Here is a 15,698-nt window from a genome sequence, read left to right on the forward strand (position 1 = left end):
AACGGATCTGCTCTAGCTCAAGATGGCACCCTGGCGGCGGGCGAACTCCCGCAGCTTCCTATCCATCTGTGCCCCTCGCAGATCCGCTTTGTAAAAGCTGGTGAAGCGCTTGCCCTTTTCTTCGGCTTGGCGTGGCAGGGAAGTTCTGCCGCCTGCAGACCAGAGCACCGACCCGGCTACCACCAAAGCCATCCCAGCCGCCCCCAAGGCATAAACCACATTGCGCGTGGCGAGATGGACGAGCAAAAACGCCAGGCTCCCGGCTCCCAAGAGCCCTCCCAGGCCTGCTAGGATCTCGCCCAAGGTTTTGGCCGAGCCGAGGAGCCGGCTCAAAAAGCGCAGCCAGCGGGGTTGCGGTGTGTTGAAGCGGATCCCGCGCAGATCGGCTCCCTGCAGGTTGGCCCCCGAAAAATCGGCCCCCCGCAGGTCGGCGCAGCGCAAGTCGTAACCGGCTAAGTTCTGGTTGGCAAAAGACTTGCCCCGCAGATCCGCCCCCGCCAAAGACGGGATGCGCGGCGGGGTGGCTGGCTTGATCTGCCCGCCGCCGGTGATGCGGCTGGCTTGGCCCAGTTGGGTAAAACCGGTGGTGCTCCCCCAGCCGGTGGGAACCGATCCCAGGGGCAGCATGTCTCCCGCGCCGGGCCGAGGGAGCGGCGTAGGCGAGAACCCATCTGTTCGGGCAGGGGGGGGGGAGGTTGAACGGCGTCTGGTCCAATGGTCGGAGATCAGCAACGGGCTGGAGCCGGCAGTCAAGGGAGAAGGGGGCAAGATGACCGGCGAGGAAGGCGGGCCCTCCTGCACCGGGATCCCTTGCAGAGCCCGCAACGCCTCGGTAGCCGTGGCAAAGCGCTGGCTGATAACCGGGTGCAGCATGCGGCGCAAAATGGCGTCGAACTCGGGGCTGAGCTGCAGGCGATCCGACCAATCCCATTGGCCCGTGTTGTGGTCGTAAAACTTGGCCGGCGACTCCAGGGTCATCAAGTTGAGGCAGGTGGCGGCCAGCGCGTAGAGATCGCTGGCGGGGCCTACCGCCTGGCCGGCCATCTGCTCCGGCGGAGAAAAGCCCAGGGAGCGAATGGCCGTTCCCTCCTCCGACAACGTGTGGCCTGGCCCAAGCTGCTTCACCGCCCCAAAGTCGATTAGCACCAGGCGGCCATCTTCTTTGCGGCGAATCAGGTTGGCCGGCTTGATGTCGCGGTGGACGGTGTTGTGGCTGTGGACATAGCTGAGGATGAGCAGCACCTCCTGCATCACCTGCCGAGCCTGTTCTTCGGAAAAAGGCCCGTTGCGCCGCATCTCCTGGGCAAGCGTGATCCCCTCAATAAACTCCTGCACCAAGTAGAATTTGCCGCCTTCTTGGAAGTGGGCGTAGAGCTTGGGGATTTGCGAGTGCTCCCCCAGGCGCTCCAACACCTCGGCCTCGCGGTTAAACAGTTCCTCCGCCAGCCTGGCCAGTTGGGGCGAATTTTCAGCCGGGCGCAACTGCTTGATCACCCGCCAGGGCTTGGAGGGCATGTCCTCATCGCGGGCCAAGAAGGTGGCGCCAAATCCCCCCTGCCCCAGACGCTTGAAGGCGCGATAGCGATTGCGCAGCAGCAGCGGCTGCCCGCAGAAGGCACAGGTGGAGGCAGCCGGGGGATTTTCCGGCCGCAGACAGTCCGGATTGAGGCAGTAGCAGTTGGGCATATCATTCAGGCGCTACCGGCTGACGTCTAGGTAACCGAGACGGGGCCGATGGGCGGGCAAGCAAGTTGCTAGAGATACATCTAGCCTAGACCAAGGAGAGAAAAATCTTGCGCATCCGCCTCGAACAGGCTGATCCTAGCGTTTGCCCACTTGGGCTCAATCAGAGAAATCGCTTAGATTGTGTCGCTTTGGGGAGCGACACTGGCCCCATCCGAGAGCGGGAGTTCAACTGCCCCAGAGCCAAAAAACCTAGAATTGATCAATACAGTTACCCTTTGCCTTGGCCATGTCTCCATCCTTCTCCGGTGCCGCCATCCGGCAGGCTTTTCTGGATTTCTACGCCCAGCGGGGCCATCAGGTATTGCCCAGCGCCTCCTTGGTGCCGGAGGATCCGACGGTGCTGCTGACCATCGCCGGCATGCTGCCCTTCAAGCCGATTTTCCTCGGCCATCAGGATCCACAGTACCCACGGGTCACGACTGCCCAGAAATGCGTGCGCACCAACGACATCGAGAACGTGGGACGGACGGCCCGCCACCACACGTTTTTTGAGATGCTGGGCAACTTCAGCTTTGGCGACTACTTCAAAAAAGAAGCCATCACCTGGGCCTGGGAGCTGGTGACAGAGGTGTTTGGCCTGCCGCCAGAGCGCCTGGTGGTGAGCGTCTTTCGAGAAGATGAGGAGGCCTTTGCCCTCTGGCGCGATGCGATCGGGATCCCACCCCACCGCATCCGGCGCATGGGGGAGGAGGACAACTTCTGGGCTGCCGGCCCCACCGGCCCCTGTGGCCCTTGCTCGGAGATCTACTACGACTTCAAGCCGGAGCTGGGGGATGAGCAGATCGACCTAGGGGACGACTCTCGCTTTTTGGAGATCTACAACCTGGTGTTCATGGAGCTGAACCGGGACAGCGAGGGCCGCCTCACTCCCTTGGCCAGGCAAAACATCGACACCGGCCTGGGACTGGAGCGGCTGGCTCAGGTGCTGCAGGGAGTCCCCAACAACTATGAGACCGATTTGATCTTCCCTATTGTGCAGAAGGCGGCCGAGATTGCCCGGGTGGACTACTTCCAGGCCAGCCCCGAGCAGAAAGTCTCCCTCAAGGTAATTGGGGATCACGCGCGGGCGGTGATGCATCTCATTGCCGATGGGGTGATCCCCTCCAACGTGGACCGGGGCTATGTGCTGCGGCGGCTGATCCGGCGGATGGTGCGCCACGGGCGCCTCTTGGGGATCGGCGAGCCCTTTACCCTGCCGGTGGTGGAGACGGCCATCCAGTTGGCGGAGGCCGCCTATCCGGAGGTGCGGGAGCGGGAGGCGGTGATCAAGGCCGAGCTGCAGCGGGAAGAGGAGCAGTTTCTCAAGACCCTGGAGCGGGGGGAACGGCTGCTGTTTGATCTGTTTGCCAACGTCACGGCCAGTGGCGCGCCCAAGCAGATCTCGGGTGCCGACGCCTTCAAGCTCTTCGACACCTACGGCTTCCCGTTGGAGCTGACCCAGGAAATTGCCCAGGAGCGCGGCTTTAGCGTGGATGTGCAGGGCTTCGAGCAAGAGATGGAAAAACAGCGGCAGCGGGCCCGCGCCGCCCACCAAACCCTCGACGTCACGGCCCAGGGATCCCTGGACGAGCTGGCCGAGTTTTTAATCGAGACGGAGTTTTTGGGCTACAGCCAGTCTTCTGCCCGCGGCGTGGTGGAGGCCCTGCTGGTGGAAGGGAAGTCGGTGCCCCAGGTAGAGGCCGGGCAGTCGGTGCAGGTGGTTTTGGATCGCACGCCTTTTTATGCGGAGTCCGGGGGCCAAATCGGGGATCGCGGCTACCTGGCCGGCGACGGAGTGTTGGTGCGGGTGGAGGATGTGCAGAAGCGGGGGGATCTGTTTGTCCACTTTGGCCGGGTAGAACGGGGGATCCTGCGGGTGGGGGATCCGGTGCAGGCCCAGATTGACCTGGCCTGCCGGCGGCGCGCCCAGGCCCACCACACAGCCACCCACCTGCTGCAGGCAGCCCTGAAAAAGGTTGTCGATCCCTCTATTAGCCAGGCGGGATCTCTAGTGGCTTTTGACCGGCTGCGTTTCGACTTTACCCTCTCGCGTCCCCTCACCCCCGAAGAGCTGCAGCAGGTTGAGGATCTGGTCAACACCTGGATTGCCGAGGCCCATCCTGCGCAAGTCTCCATCATGCCCCTGGCAGAGGCCAAGGTCAGGGGGGCAATAGCCATGTTCGGGGAAAAATACGGCGCCGAGGTACGGGTGGTTGACTTTCCGGGGGTGTCAATGGAGCTCTGTGGCGGCACCCACGTCAGCAACACTGCCGAGATCGGCCTGTTCAAGATCATCTCCGAGAGTGGCGTAGCGGCCGGGATCCGCCGCATCGAGGCGGTAGCTGGGCCGGCGGTGCTGGAATACCTAAACGAGCGGGATAGCGTCGTGCGGGAGCTGAGCGCCCAATTCAAGGCCAAGCCCCAGGAGATCCCGGAGCGGGTGGCGGCTTTGCAGGCGGAGCTGAAGGCCGCCCAGAGGGCGCTCGAGGAGGCGCGCAGCCAATTGGCCTTGCTGCAGGCAGAGCGGCTCCTGCCCCAGGCTGTAGCTGTTGGCAATCTGCAGATCTTGGCGGCGGAACTGGGATCCACTCCCCCCGAGGCGCTGAAAACTGCTGCCGAACATCTGCTCCACAAACTGGGAGAAGGGGCAGTGGTGCTGGGATCGGTGCCGGAAGCTGGCAAGGTCAGCCTGGTTGCGGCTTTTAGCCCGGCGGTGCAGAAACTTGGTCTCAAAGCGGGCTCCTTTATCGGCGAGATCGCCAAGCTGACAGGCGGCGGTGGCGGTGGGCGGCCCAACCTGGCCCAGGCCGGCGGCAAACAGCCAGAGAAACTGGCCCAAGCCCTGCAGGTGGCCCAGGAGCGGCTACAGGCAGAGCTGTCTTCAGGCTTGGGCAGTTAGGAGCTGCCGCCTTACCCCATAATGAAAGCCGGGGATTTTCCGCGCCAGCCATGACGCCCAACAGCTTGTCCAGTGCCATCGATCTCAGCCAAAAGCGCATCTTGCTTACCGGAGGGAGCGGCTTTTTGGGCAAACACGTCCTGCAGCAGTTGCAACTCCTGGGGGTCAAGCCGGAGCAGGTGCGGATCCCACGCTCCCGCACCCACGACCTGCGCCGCTGGGAGGTCTGCCAAGAGGTGGTGCAGGGACAAGATGTCGTCATCCATTTGGCGGCCCATGTGGGCGGCATCGGCCTCAACCAGGCCAAGCCGGCGGAGCTCTTCTACGACAACCTGATCATGGGATCCCAGCTCATCCACGCCGCCTACCTGGCGGGGGTGGAGAAGTTTGTCTGCGTGGGCACCATCTGCGCCTATCCCAAGTTCACCCCCGTCCCCTTCAAGGAAGAAGATCTCTGGAACGGCTACCCGGAGGAGACCAACGCCCCCTACGGCATCGCCAAGAAAGCCCTGCTGGTGCAACTGCAGGCCTACCGGCAGCAGTACGGCTTCAACGGCATCTACCTCCTGCCGGTAAACCTCTACGGCCCCATGGACAACTTCGATCCGGAAAGCTCCCACGTGATCCCGGCCTTGATCCGCAAGGTGCATGAAGCCCAGCAGCGGGGCCAGAACTACGTCGAGGTGTGGGGAGATGGCAGCCCCACCCGCGAGTTTTTCTACGCCGAAGATGCGGCTCGGGGAATTCTCCTGGCCACCCAGCTCTACAACAGCCCTGAGCCACTCAATTTGGGCACCGGCGAGGAGATCTCCATTCGGGATCTCATCGCCCTCATCTGCGAGCTGATGGAGTTTCGGGGCGAGATCCGCTGGCAAACCGACAGGCCCAACGGCCAGCCGCGCCGCTGCTTGGACGTCTCCAAAGCCCGCGAGAGGATAGGTTTTGTGGCCAAGGTGAGCCTGCGGGAGGGGCTGCAGCGCACCATCGAGTGGTACCGCCGCCACGCCCCGGCAAACTAGGCAACAACCTGGCTCTCCAGGCGGCCATCCTCCATGTGCAACACCCGGTCGGCAATGTCGAGGATGCGGTTGTCGTGGGTCACCATGAGGATGGTGCAGCCCTGCTCTCGCGCCAACTTCTCCATCAGGGTCACCACCTCGCGGCCCGACTTGCTGTCCAGGGCTGCGGTCGGCTCGTCGGCCAGCACCAACTTGGGGTGGCTGACCAGGGCCCGCGCGATGGCTACCCGCTGCTTCTGCCCTCCCGAAAGCTGCTCCGGGTAGTAGTGGACGCGATCCCCCAAACCCACCGCCGCCAGCATCGCTTCTGCCTGCTGCTGCACCTGTTGAGGAGAAAGGCCGTTGTGCAGCTCCAGGGCCATGCGCACATTTTGGGCCGCCGTCAGGGAGCGCAGCAGGTTGTGGGCCTGGAAGATGTACCCCACCTGGCGGCGGATCTGGATGAGGGTGTTGGGCTTAGCGCCCCGCAGCTCCTGCCCCAACACCCGCAGGCTGCCCTCTTGCACCGAGCGCAAAGCTCCCAGGAGCGTGAGCAGCGTGGTCTTGCCGGAGCCAGAGGGGCCGGTCAACAACACGATCTCCCCCGGCTGCAAAACGAAGTTGATGTCAAAAAGCACTTGCTTGCGCAGGGATCCCTCGCCAAAGTAGTGGTTCACCCCTTCGGCTTTGACCACCGGCTCAACGGCATGTTGGGTGGAAGCGAGGGCAGCTTGATCGAGAAGGGAAGGCAGCATAGGGAGCTCAAAATCTCAAACAACTTGGGTTGACAATTCAATTCAGTAACCGCTTGGGCCATCATCGGAACCGCCGCGATTGAACCATCCAGAAGCCTATTGAAGGGATCCCAGAAGTCTTTGGGCAGTTGATCAAGCTATTCAACAATCCATCTGCCTCCTCCATTCTTGCCAAAACTTAGAAAATGTCGGCGGGATCGGCTGCCCGCAGCCGCCGCACGGCAATGGCCCCCGAGATAAAGCACATGCTCACTGCCAGCAGCAGCACCAACACCGCCCGGTTGAAGGTCATGGCGATCGGCAGCAACGTAGCATTGGCCGTCAAATCGTAGAGCAAAACTGCCAGGGCAAAAGCTGGAATATACCCCAAGCCGGCCAGCAAAATAGCTTCTTGAAACACCACCCCCAACAGGTAAGTATCCGTGTAGCCCATGGCCTTGAGGGTGGCATATTCCGCCAGGTGATCGGATACATCGGTGTAGAGGATCTGATAGACAATCACAATGCCGACGATGAAGCCCATGGCCACCCCCAGGCCGAAAATAAAGCCGATGGCCGTGCCCTCCTCCCAGTAGCTTTGCTCCATATCGATAAACTCTGCCCGCGACAGCACCCGCACATCTTCCGGCAGCAAGGCCCGCATCTGCTGCACCAACGGCTGGGGATCCACTCCCGGCTGCAGCTGCACTACGCCGATATCCACCAGGCCGCGCTCCCGCTGGGGAAAGATGCGCAGGAAGTTGAGGTCGCTGGTGAGGATGGTGCCATCGGCGCCAAAGGTGGCCCCCATCTTGAACAGGCCCCCCACCTGGACGCGGCGGTTGCCTACTTCAGTAAAAACTTCTCGACCGGCCTCAAACCACTCCGGGATGGGGCCAAACTCGCTGCGGGAGCGGCGGTCGAAGAGCACCACGTCTGCTTTCTTGATCTCCTCCAACTTGTCGGGGGTCAGCTCCGGCAACTCCAGCAGGTCGGCAGAGGGATCCACCCCCACCACAAAGATGCTGCGGGTGCGGCGGGTCTGGGGGTTTTTCCAGAGGGCAAAGCCCACATAGACGGGCGAGATGGCCCGTACCCCCTCAAAGCCCAACGCCTGGTAGAGCCGCCGCTGGGAAAAGGTGTTCATGGCAATGAGGGCGTTGGACTGGGGGCTGACCAGGAAGATCTCCCCTTTGAGGGCGACGTGGAAGCGGATGGCGCTTTCCAAGAGGCTGTCCTGGAAGCCCAACTGCATGAACATGAGAATGCAGGCAAAGGCAATGCCCGCCAGGGCCACCAGCAGGCGGATCTTCTCCCGCGTCAACTGCAGCCAGGCCAAGGGGATGCGCCGCCCGATAAACGCTACGCTGAACAGGCCGGACATTCCCCCCTCCTACCCCTCGACCTCGATGGCCACATCCACCTGCAGGTTGGTCAGGCCGGCCACGCGGGCGCTGCTTTCCGGATCCAGGCGGATGTACACCTCCACCACGCGGGCATCCACATCGGCGGCGGGGTCGGTGTTGAGCACGTCTTTTTTGCCGATCTGCAGGCCCACCCGCTCCACCCGGCCCTGCAGCGTTTCTGGCAGCGCGCGGTTGCTGATGGTGGCCCGTTGTCCGGGCCGCACCCGCAGGATGTCGGTTTCGTAGACCTCCGCCACCACCATCATCTGGTCGGTGTTGCCCAGCTCGAGGATCCCTGTGTCGGCAGCGATAACTTCCCCAGGCCGCGTGCGGATCTTGAGCACCTGGCCGGCCCGGGGGGCGCGGATGAGGGTGCGCTCCAGACGGGCCTCCGCCAGCTCCAGGTTGCGGGCCAGGGATCCCAGTTGCACTTGCGCTTGCGCCCGCCTCAGCCCCGCTTCAGCAGCTTGCACCTGGGCTTGGGCGTTGCGCAGATCCCGCTCGCGGGCCAGGCGCAGTTGATCCAGAGTGGCCTCGGCAGCCCGCAAGTCCTCCTGCCGTTGCCGCACCAGCAGAGCTTTCTGGTCTAGCTCCTGCTGGGAGATAGCCCCCTCCTGCCACAGGGCCTGGAAGCGAGCCAGGTTGGCCTCGGCATCGGCCAGCTCCGCCCGAAGGCGCTCCACCACCGCTTCCTGGGATCGGATCTGCATCTGTTGCGGTTCGTCTAGGCGGCTGAGGCGGGTGCGCGCCTCTTCCACTTGAGCTTGGCCAAAGCGGGTCTCGGCCTCCAGCCGGGCGCGGGCTTCTTGGAGTTGGGCAGCAGCATACTCCCGCTCGGCCAGGCGCTCTCGATAGCTTTCCAGACGGGCCAACACTTGCCCCGCCCTCACCCGCTCCCCTTCGGCCACTAGCAGCTCTCCCAGTCGCTCTCCCGGAGGGCCGGCCACCCGCACCACCTCTCCTTCCGGCTCCAGGCGACCCAGGGCGCCAACGCGGGGAGGTAGCCGCGTCTCCTCCGTTGCATTCTCTGATACGGATTGGGTGGCCGCCTGCTGGCTCAGGCCCAGCCAGGCCAGCCCAGTTCCGGCCAGCAATCCAGCTCCCGCAATAGACCAGAGTAGCCGCTGATTCATCGTTCCCTACTCGTTGAGTTTTGCGGTTGAGGTCGGTCGTTACAGTTGCAATTCTTTAATAAATGTAAAGTTTATGGGGCAAGGATGTCCAGGTTTTTCTCATGTGTTTATTTTTCGGGTATTCGTTTTTCTCCGGCTTGTCTTCGGTTGTCGACCTTCGTCGGCTACCTAACCCAAGGGATTCCTGATATGATCTGCCGTGTCCGGGGCCTTTCTGCAGGTGCCGATTTCTAGGTGTGGTGCGAGGAGTGAGGTGGAGTTGCGATGGTGGAAACAGTTGGGGGGAAAGATGCCGTTGCGCCGGCGCCAGCTCGTTCTCCATCTCCGCCTGCGAAAAATTTAGATCCGTTGAACCCGCTACTTCCGGCTTATCATTTTGTCGGGATCGGCGGGGTCGGGATGTCGGCTCTGGCTTACATTTTGGCCAAGCAGGGGTTTCGGGTTTCAGGGTCGGATATTGCCGCCAATGGCCGCACCCGTCGCCTGGAAGCCTTGGGGGTGCGCTTTATTCAGGGGCACACTCTGGAGGGTTTGGCCGGGGATCCCCAGGTGGTCTACTCCAGCGCCATTCGCCCCACCAACCCGGAATTAGCGGCGGCGCTGGACAAGGGACTAAAGGTTTGGCATCGAGCCGATTTGCTGGCTGCCCTGTTTAACCATCGTCCCAGCATTGGGGTGGCGGGCACCCACGGCAAGACCACTACTAGCAGCATGATTGGCTACATGTTACTGGCGGCGGGCTGGGATCCCACCTTGATCATCGGCGGGGAGATGGACGCCTGGGATGGCAATGCCCGTCTAGGCCAGGGGGAATACCTGGTAGCCGAGGTGGACGAGTCGGATGGATCCCTGGTGCGGCTCTATCCCCAAATTGGCGTGATCACCAACATTGAGCTAGACCACCCGGATCACTACGCCAATCTGGAGCAGGTGATCCGGGCCTTTCAGCAGTATGGGCAGCAGAGCCAAACCCTGGTGGCCTGTCTGGACTGCCCCAACGTGGCCACCCACCTCAAGGTGGACATCGGCTACAGCCTGGCCGGCCATCCCCAAGCCCAGTACCAGGCCCGTCAGATCCTCTACACTGCCGATTGCACCTCTGCCGAGATCTGGGAAAGGGGATCCCTCCTCGGCCAGCTCCGCCTGCAGGTGCTGGGATCCCACAACCTCAGCAATGCTCTGGCCGCGGTTGCCGTGGGGCGGCAGCTGGGCTTGGAGTTCCCCGTGATTGCCTCTGCTCTGGCCCAGTTTCCGGGAGTGCGGCGCCGCTTTGAGCACAGGGGCGAGGTGGGTGGGGTCACCTTTATCGACGACTATGCCCATCATCCCAGCGAGATTCGGGCTACGCTGCGGGCGGCACGGCTGCAGCAGCGGCGGGTGGTGGCGGTGTTCCAGCCCCATCGCCACAGCCGCTTGGCCAAGTTGTTCCAGGACTTTGCTTGCTGCTTTGCGGATGCGCAGGTGGTGGTGATCGTGCCCACTTATGGGGCGGGAGAAGCAGCGCCTGAGGGCTCCGACAGCTTGCGGCTGGCCGTGTCGGTGGCGGAGCACCATCCCCATGTACGTTATGTGTCTTCTTTGCCGCAATTGCCGCAGGTGTTGCCGTCTATCTTGCAACCTGGAGATCTGGCAATTTTTTTGGGCGCAGGCGATCTCAATCAACAGATAGCCGCTACGATGCGGGCCTATGCGGCTCGGCTGGGGGAGCAGCCTCTGGCAAACTTTGAAGGGAAATTGCCGGGGCAAGCGGAGGATGGGATCAGGGAGATGGGGGCTTCTGAGGTATTGGCATCATGACTACAGCTCCCTGCGTGCCCAATGCCTCAAGCGTTGCCCGACTCTCTGGACGGATTCAAGCGGGGATCCCCTTGGCCCCTCTGACCAGCTTTCGGGTGGGCGGCAAGGCGGAGTGGTATTGCGAGCCGCACAACAATCTGGAGCTGCAGCAATGTTTGGCCTGGGCGCGGGCGCAAGGGATCCCGGTTACACTGTTGGGGGCGGGCAGCAACCTGCTCATCAGCGATGCCGGCCTGCCGGGGCTGGTGATCCACACCCGGCGTTTGCGCGGGATGCAACTGTTGGAGGGGGGGAGGATCTGGGCCGCTGCCGGAGAACCTTTGGTTAACCTGGCGCGGGCAGCCGCCAAGCGGGGCTGGAGTGGCTTGGAGTGGGCCATCGGGATCCCGGGCACGCTGGGGGGAGCGGTGGTGATGAATGCCGGCGCCCACGGGCGCGCCATGTCGGACGTGTTGGTGGAAGTGCAGATTTTGGATGAAGAGCAGGAGCCCTGCCGCTTAGAACCGGTCGATCTGCAATTTGGCTACCGCCGCTCGCGGCTACAGGACTCTCCTTGGACGGTGACGGGGGCAACGCTGCAGTTACTCCCAGGCCGGGATCCGGCTCAGGTGCAGCGACAAACCCAGCGCCACCTCAACCAGCGCCTGAGCTCTCAGCCCTATCATCTGCCCAGTTGTGGCAGCGTCTTTCGCAACCCCGAAACCTATCCTGCCGGCTGGCTAATTGAGCAGGTCGGTCTGAAGGGCTACCGGATTGGCGGGGCCCAGATCTCCGAGCGCCATGCCAACTTCATCCTCAATTGTGGTCAGGCCAGCGCCAACGACATCTACCGTCTGATTTGCTTGGCCCAAGAAAAGGTTTATCAACGATGGTCGATATTCCTAGAGCCAGAAGTGCGCATTCTGGGATCTTTTGACGATCCTTTGATAAGTTAATTTGGCCTACCCCATTTTTTGATGATTGGATGGTTCTGATCTTGAACTGTCCTCACCAGTCCTTGATGGATTCTCGTTGATTATTTTGCGTCAGTTTATGGTTAGGGCACGGCTACTTTACGTCGCTTAATTGCACAACTAATTGCACAACTCAATCAGTCCCCCACAAGCGCGGAAGAACGCCGCTATTTGATTGGCGGGAACGGGAACACCGCCACGAAGATCTGAACTAGGATCCGGCTTCAGAGCGGCACAACGACTGAAACTCGAAGGGACTCCGCCCGCTACGGGATCCCGAGCAGCCATCGCCAAGTTTCGTTTTTGAACAGGATCCACACCCCTAATCTCATCAAAATCCAGGGTACCCAGCGCTCTCCCTGTTCAGCCAAGATCTTGGCCACTTCCGGTTGCACCGTCAGCCTTTGAGCCATGGCAAACCACAGCCCTTTCATCAAAAAGAAAATTATAGAAAAGAGAGCCAACTGGAGAGGGGTGCTGCCGGCAAACAAAGGAACGTACAAGCTGATGTTATCCCCGCCATTGGCAAAGGTGAGGAGCATGGACAGCAGAGCTGGCGAGGGCAAAAAGAGCAGCCCAGTCTTTGCGGGTGGTCGATCTTGCAGTTTTTCCAGCTCTTTCGACAGGGCTTCTTCCGCTTCAGATCGCCACAATTTCCAGCCGCCCACCGCCAGCGGGATCAGTCCCAGCAGGCCAATGGCAGATGGCGGCAGCACCAGGCCCCCCAAGTACCCCAAAAGGCTGATCAAGATCAATCCTGCCAAGCCCAAGTAGCCCCCCAGCTAAACCTGCCAGCCCTTCCAAGTAGGTTGGATCTGCACCTGGGCAAACAACACAACCAGCACAAAAAAGTCGTCGATGTGGGTGGCAATAAAGGCGAGGATCCCTTCCGCCAGCGTTGTCCAGAAAAGAGGGAGGGGCATGAGCTTAAGAAGTGGGGAAGAGGGCGCCGATATCGACAAGGTGAAGCTGCACCAGCCCGAGGATCGCCAAAGTGTAGGCAGTAGAAGAAGCCAAACTAATAACGAGATCGCGCTTTAGGTTGCGGGGTTTATCCCCTTGCTCAACCACATCAGTAGCGCCAAACTGCATCAGGAGAAGGCCAATCAAGTTGGAAAGCCAGTACCCGGCAAGGGTTCCTCCCAAAAGCCACTGGGGCTGCCACAAGCTGCAGAGGTAGCCAAATCCATAGGCAATGGGTAGGTTGAAGAACAAATCGTTCCACCAGGAAAAGGGCGAGAGCATAAACCCCAAAACCAGTAAAATGCCACCTCGGAACTTCCTCCCCATCGGCTCTGTCTTCCGCGTTGCGTCTCCCTAATGTTACTTCACAGTGCTTCATGACAACCCAGAGAGAATGCCTGGCCCTGCACCTGGGAGAATGGCACGGGCTCTTTTCCGAGTATCGACCCACCGCCCACGGCTGGGAGCTGGTGGGCCAAAAGCGCAGCCTCATCACCTTTGAGGCTTTGGATCGGGACGCAATCCGCCAAACCAATGCCTACTACCCCCTAGAGGGATCCCCTACCCCAACAAGCCGCCAGAGCTGGGTCTATCAAGATTTCTCGCCCGGCTTGCGCTTTTTCCCCGATGGCTCCTTTTCCAACGGGCGGCTGCAGCTGGCACCGTTTGGCGATTTTGCCGTCGAGCAGGGCTTTCTTTGGGGAGAGCGCAAGGCGCGGGTGGTGCAGCAGTGGGATCCCCAGGGCCGCCTGGTGCGGGTGACGGTCATCTTGGAGCGGCGCGGCCAGGTGCTGGATCTTGGGGCCGACTTTCCTGCGCTGACCCAAGCGCAACTGGGAGAGGCCTTGCAAGGGCGATGGCGGGGGATCGCCCAGAGCTTTTCTGCTGCCGATAGCTTGCTTAGCGAAACTCATGTAGATCTCTCAGAGTGGGCCAGCCCTTGGGATCCCTTGCCGGGGGGGCTGTGGATGGGCGGGCCGGATCCCTTGCCCATCCCCACCCTTCATCGGGATCGCCGCTTTTCCCTCAGCCTGAGCTGGTTTCCGGAAGGGCCGGAGGGCCGCCACCTGCTGCGCCTGGTGCGCGACTACGACGAGGGCGGCGCCTGGCAGCGGGTTACGCTGATGCGGCTGGAGCGGGATCCGGGGTGAGAAAGGCGCAGACCTGGGCAAACACCGTCTCCCGCTCGCAGTCCAAGGTGAGAACGTGGTCGGAGCGCTCCAGCCAATGCAGGGTCTTCTCGGCGGATCCCAGCTCCCGGTAGAGCCACGCCGCCTGGTCGGGATCCACCACTGTATCTTGGCGCGGCTGCAGGATGAGGGTGGGAACTTGGATGCTGGCTACTTCCCCCCTGACCCGCTCGATGAGCTCAAGGGCGCTGCGCACCGCCGTTAGATTGAAGCTGCGCAAATAGGCCACTCTTTCTGCCAACGCGCGGACATCGCCATCCCGAATCGGCAGGCGAAAGCGGGGAACCTCTTCCAAGAGCCAGCCCAGGCTGTTGAGGTACTGCTCCGGGCGAAAGAGATAGTACCAGCGGTGGCGAATGGCAAAAAACGGCGCCAGCAGGACCAATTTGTGGACAGGGTGGGCAAAGGCCAGGTGCAGCGCCAACAGGCAGCCGGTGGAAAACCCCACCAGCGAAAGGCGCGGGTACTCCTGCTGCAGCGCCAGGTAATGTTCCAAAACCCGCCCGTACCACTCCGTCCAGCGGGAAGGGGGCATGCGGGGTGCCGGGCGGTCGTGGCCGGGATAGTTAAACCCCTGCACCGTCAGGCCGGCTGCCAACAGCCGCTCCGCCAGCCACTGCAACTCGTAGACGCCACCCCCCAACCCGTGCAGCAGCAGGCAGGCATGATCCCCTCTTCCCCGCCACAGAAAAGGCTCGTTGCTCAGCATAAAACCTCACCTCAGGACGGGATCCCTTTTTAACCCAGGGCAATATCCAGCAGCAGCATCACCACAAACCCACTGAGAACGCCAAAGGTGCCCTCCCGCTCCAACCCCTGCCGGTGCGACTCGGGGATGATCTCATCCGAGATCACAAACAACATCGCACCAGCGGCAAAGGCCATGCCCCAGGGCAGCAGCGGCTGAGCCAAAGTGACCACCGTCGCTCCCACGATGCCGCCGATGGGCTCTACCAGCCCGGTCAGCAGGGCAATGGCAAAAGCAAACAGCCGCGAATACCCCTGGCTGGCCAGCGACAAGGCCACCACCAGCCCTTCCGGCATGTTCTGCAGGCCGATCCCCAGGGCCAGCGCCAACCCATCGCTGACTTGGCCGGTGGCAAATCCCACCCCCACCGCCAGTCCTTCCGGGAAATTGTGCAGGGCAATGGCAATGATGAACAGCCAAATCCGTTTCAAATGGGCGCGGTTCTCCCCTTCAACCCCTTTGAAAAAGTGCTCGTGGGGAAAAAAGCGGTGGGCACTCTCCAGGAAGATCGCCCCCAACAACAGGCCTGCCACCATCACCACAGCCGCCCCAAATGGGGAATACCCCAGCGCTATGGCTGCCTCGGTGCCCGGCACCAGCAGGGAAAAAGAGGTGGCCGCCAGCATCACCCCACCCCCAAACCCCAGCAGGATCCCTTGTACCCTTTCGGAGAGCGAGGGAAGAAAAAGGGCCGGCAAAGCCCCCAGCCCCGTCGCCAAGCCGGCGATAAAGCTAGCCAGGGATCCCATCGCGATTGGATGCACAAGATCCTCCTTACCAAGCCAAATGCTTTTCAATTTTTCCCTTTTTTTGCCTGCCTGGGAAACCCTCCACCAGCTCTTTTTCCTCGACAGCTGAAAATGACTCTCTGGCTGCTTAGCCTAGGGATCCTGAAGCTGCCAAGCAGTATAAACCTAGGTGTCAGTGCTTCTCATCACTCCCAACAAGCTGGTTTCGAGGCTAAGCTTTCTCTAGTTGAGCGGCCACTCCTCCTGCGGAAAACAACCTGTCAGTGTGTTTAGGTGGCGATAGTGAGGAAAAAGCAATGAAGAAAAAAGCAATTGCAACCCTTGTACAGCCTGTTAAGGGCTCAAGGAGTACAATAGCAGCACTTAGCAAACCAACTTCGGAAGGAGGATGGATTGATCAGTA

At 61.5% G+C, this 15,698-nt stretch carries 14 protein-coding genes; 5 read left to right on the top strand and 9 right to left on the bottom strand.

The features are described from left to right. Positions 1-12 precede the first annotated feature (12 nt). The gene (locus NW855_RS08165) at positions 13-1,686 is read right to left on the bottom strand and encodes a serine/threonine-protein kinase (protein ID WP_011430705.1); all 1,674 of its coding nucleotides are present in this window, start codon (positions 1,684-1,686) and stop codon (positions 13-15) included. A 286-nt stretch (positions 1,687-1,972) separates the two neighbouring features. Here NW855_RS08165 and alaS point away from each other — a divergent pair, with 286 nt between their 5' ends. Further along, the gene (alaS, locus tag NW855_RS08170; RefSeq protein WP_099813066.1) at positions 1,973-4,624 is read left to right on the top strand and encodes an alanine--tRNA ligase; all 2,652 of its coding nucleotides are present in this window, start codon (positions 1,973-1,975) and stop codon (positions 4,622-4,624) included. Between the two features lie 50 nt (positions 4,625-4,674). Further along, complete coding sequence (locus NW855_RS08175; protein WP_041438425.1) at positions 4,675-5,643, top strand: GDP-L-fucose synthase family protein; 969 nt, start codon at positions 4,675-4,677, stop codon at positions 5,641-5,643. Here the strand turns inward: NW855_RS08175 and NW855_RS08180 are convergent. The 3 genes from NW855_RS08180 to NW855_RS08190 all read right to left on the bottom strand — a co-directional run bounded on the left by NW855_RS08180 (position 5,640) and on the right by NW855_RS08190 (position 8,895). Further along, positions 5,640-6,377 (bottom strand): DevA family ABC transporter ATP-binding protein, encoded by a 738-nt coding sequence (locus tag NW855_RS08180; protein WP_011430702.1) that lies wholly within the window; start codon positions 6,375-6,377, stop codon positions 5,640-5,642. The two genes, NW855_RS08175 and NW855_RS08180, sit on opposite strands and share 4 nt — an antisense overlap. 178 nt (positions 6,378-6,555) lie before the next feature. Further along, on the bottom strand, positions 6,556-7,740 hold the full coding sequence (devC, locus tag NW855_RS08185) for an ABC transporter permease DevC (RefSeq protein WP_011430701.1): 1,185 nt from the start codon (positions 7,738-7,740) through the stop codon (positions 6,556-6,558). 9 nt (positions 7,741-7,749) lie between these two features. Continuing rightward, positions 7,750-8,895 carry an ABC exporter membrane fusion protein gene (locus NW855_RS08190; protein ID WP_011430700.1) on the bottom strand — a complete coding sequence of 382 codons (1,146 nt, stop codon included), beginning with the start codon at positions 8,893-8,895 and terminating at the stop codon, positions 7,750-7,752. Positions 8,896-9,159: 264 nt separating this feature from the next. On the opposite strand from NW855_RS08190, the gene murC reads away from it, so the two are divergent. Both murC and murB read left to right on the top strand, forming a co-directional pair. Then, on the top strand, positions 9,160-10,692 hold the full coding sequence (gene murC, locus NW855_RS08195; RefSeq protein WP_099813067.1) for a UDP-N-acetylmuramate--L-alanine ligase: 1,533 nt from the start codon (positions 9,160-9,162) through the stop codon (positions 10,690-10,692). Beyond that, on the top strand, positions 10,689-11,627 hold the full coding sequence (murB, locus tag NW855_RS08200) for a UDP-N-acetylmuramate dehydrogenase (RefSeq protein WP_099883796.1): 939 nt from the start codon (positions 10,689-10,691) through the stop codon (positions 11,625-11,627). The genes murC and murB overlap by 4 nt, the downstream gene beginning before the upstream one ends. A gap of 284 nt (positions 11,628-11,911) precedes the next feature. On the opposite strand, the gene NW855_RS08205 is transcribed toward murB, so the two are convergent. From NW855_RS08205 to NW855_RS08215, 3 genes are read right to left on the bottom strand one after another with little or no spacing between them, the layout of a single operon-like run. Continuing rightward, complete coding sequence (locus NW855_RS08205; RefSeq protein WP_049749765.1) at positions 11,912-12,415, bottom strand: cadmium resistance transporter; 504 nt, start codon at positions 12,413-12,415, stop codon at positions 11,912-11,914. Positions 12,416-12,427: 12 nt separating this feature from the next. Continuing rightward, positions 12,428-12,568, bottom strand: a complete 141-nt coding sequence (locus tag NW855_RS08210) for a hypothetical protein (RefSeq protein ID WP_011430697.1) — start codon at positions 12,566-12,568, stop codon at positions 12,428-12,430. Between the two features lie 4 nt (positions 12,569-12,572). Next, complete coding sequence (locus NW855_RS08215; protein ID WP_071813522.1) at positions 12,573-12,935, bottom strand: hypothetical protein; 363 nt, start codon at positions 12,933-12,935, stop codon at positions 12,573-12,575. 50 nt (positions 12,936-12,985) lie between these two features. Between NW855_RS08215 and NW855_RS08220 the strand changes: the two genes are divergently transcribed. Next, positions 12,986-13,759, top strand: coding sequence for a DUF3598 family protein (locus tag NW855_RS08220; RefSeq protein ID WP_099887409.1), 774 nt, complete (start codon positions 12,986-12,988; stop codon positions 13,757-13,759). Here NW855_RS08220 and NW855_RS08225 read toward each other — a convergent pair. Further along, a complete protein-coding gene (locus tag NW855_RS08225) occupies positions 13,725-14,507 on the bottom strand; it encodes an alpha/beta hydrolase (RefSeq protein WP_099834843.1) in 783 nt (260 codons plus the stop codon). The genes NW855_RS08220 and NW855_RS08225 overlap by 35 nt on opposite strands. 29 nt (positions 14,508-14,536) lie before the next feature. Next, positions 14,537-15,310, bottom strand: a complete 774-nt coding sequence (locus NW855_RS08230; RefSeq protein WP_414508650.1) for a ZIP family metal transporter — start codon at positions 15,308-15,310, stop codon at positions 14,537-14,539. Positions 15,311-15,698 lie beyond the last annotated feature (388 nt).

The organism is Synechococcus sp. RC10B2 (genome assembly GCF_047502635.1).

Bases quoted from the DNA above. Each gene is read 5' to 3' on its own strand.
- NW855_RS08175 (WP_041438425.1), top strand. From the start codon at position 4,675: ATGACGCCCAACAGCTTGTCCAGTGCCATCGATCTCAGCCAAAAGCGC.
- NW855_RS08225 (WP_099834843.1), bottom strand. From the start codon at position 14,507: ATGCTGAGCAACGAGCCTTTTCTGTGGCGGGGAAGAGGGGATCATGCC.
- NW855_RS08215 (WP_071813522.1), bottom strand. From the start codon at position 12,935: ATGGGGAGGAAGTTCCGAGGTGGCATTTTACTGGTTTTGGGGTTTATG.
- NW855_RS08180 (WP_011430702.1), bottom strand. From the start codon at position 6,377: ATGCTGCCTTCCCTTCTCGATCAAGCTGCCCTCGCTTCCACCCAACAT.
- murC (WP_099813067.1), top strand. From the start codon at position 9,160: ATGGTGGAAACAGTTGGGGGGAAAGATGCCGTTGCGCCGGCGCCAGCT.
- NW855_RS08220 (WP_099887409.1), top strand. From the start codon at position 12,986: ATGACAACCCAGAGAGAATGCCTGGCCCTGCACCTGGGAGAATGGCAC.
- NW855_RS08165 (WP_011430705.1), bottom strand. From the start codon at position 1,686: ATGCCCAACTGCTACTGCCTCAATCCGGACTGTCTGCGGCCGGAAAAT.
- murB (WP_099883796.1), top strand. From the start codon at position 10,689: ATGACTACAGCTCCCTGCGTGCCCAATGCCTCAAGCGTTGCCCGACTC.
- NW855_RS08210 (WP_011430697.1), bottom strand. From the start codon at position 12,568: ATGCCCCTCCCTCTTTTCTGGACAACGCTGGCGGAAGGGATCCTCGCC.
- devC (WP_011430701.1), bottom strand. From the start codon at position 7,740: ATGTCCGGCCTGTTCAGCGTAGCGTTTATCGGGCGGCGCATCCCCTTG.
- alaS (WP_099813066.1), top strand. From the start codon at position 1,973: ATGTCTCCATCCTTCTCCGGTGCCGCCATCCGGCAGGCTTTTCTGGAT.
- NW855_RS08190 (WP_011430700.1), bottom strand. From the start codon at position 8,895: ATGAATCAGCGGCTACTCTGGTCTATTGCGGGAGCTGGATTGCTGGCC.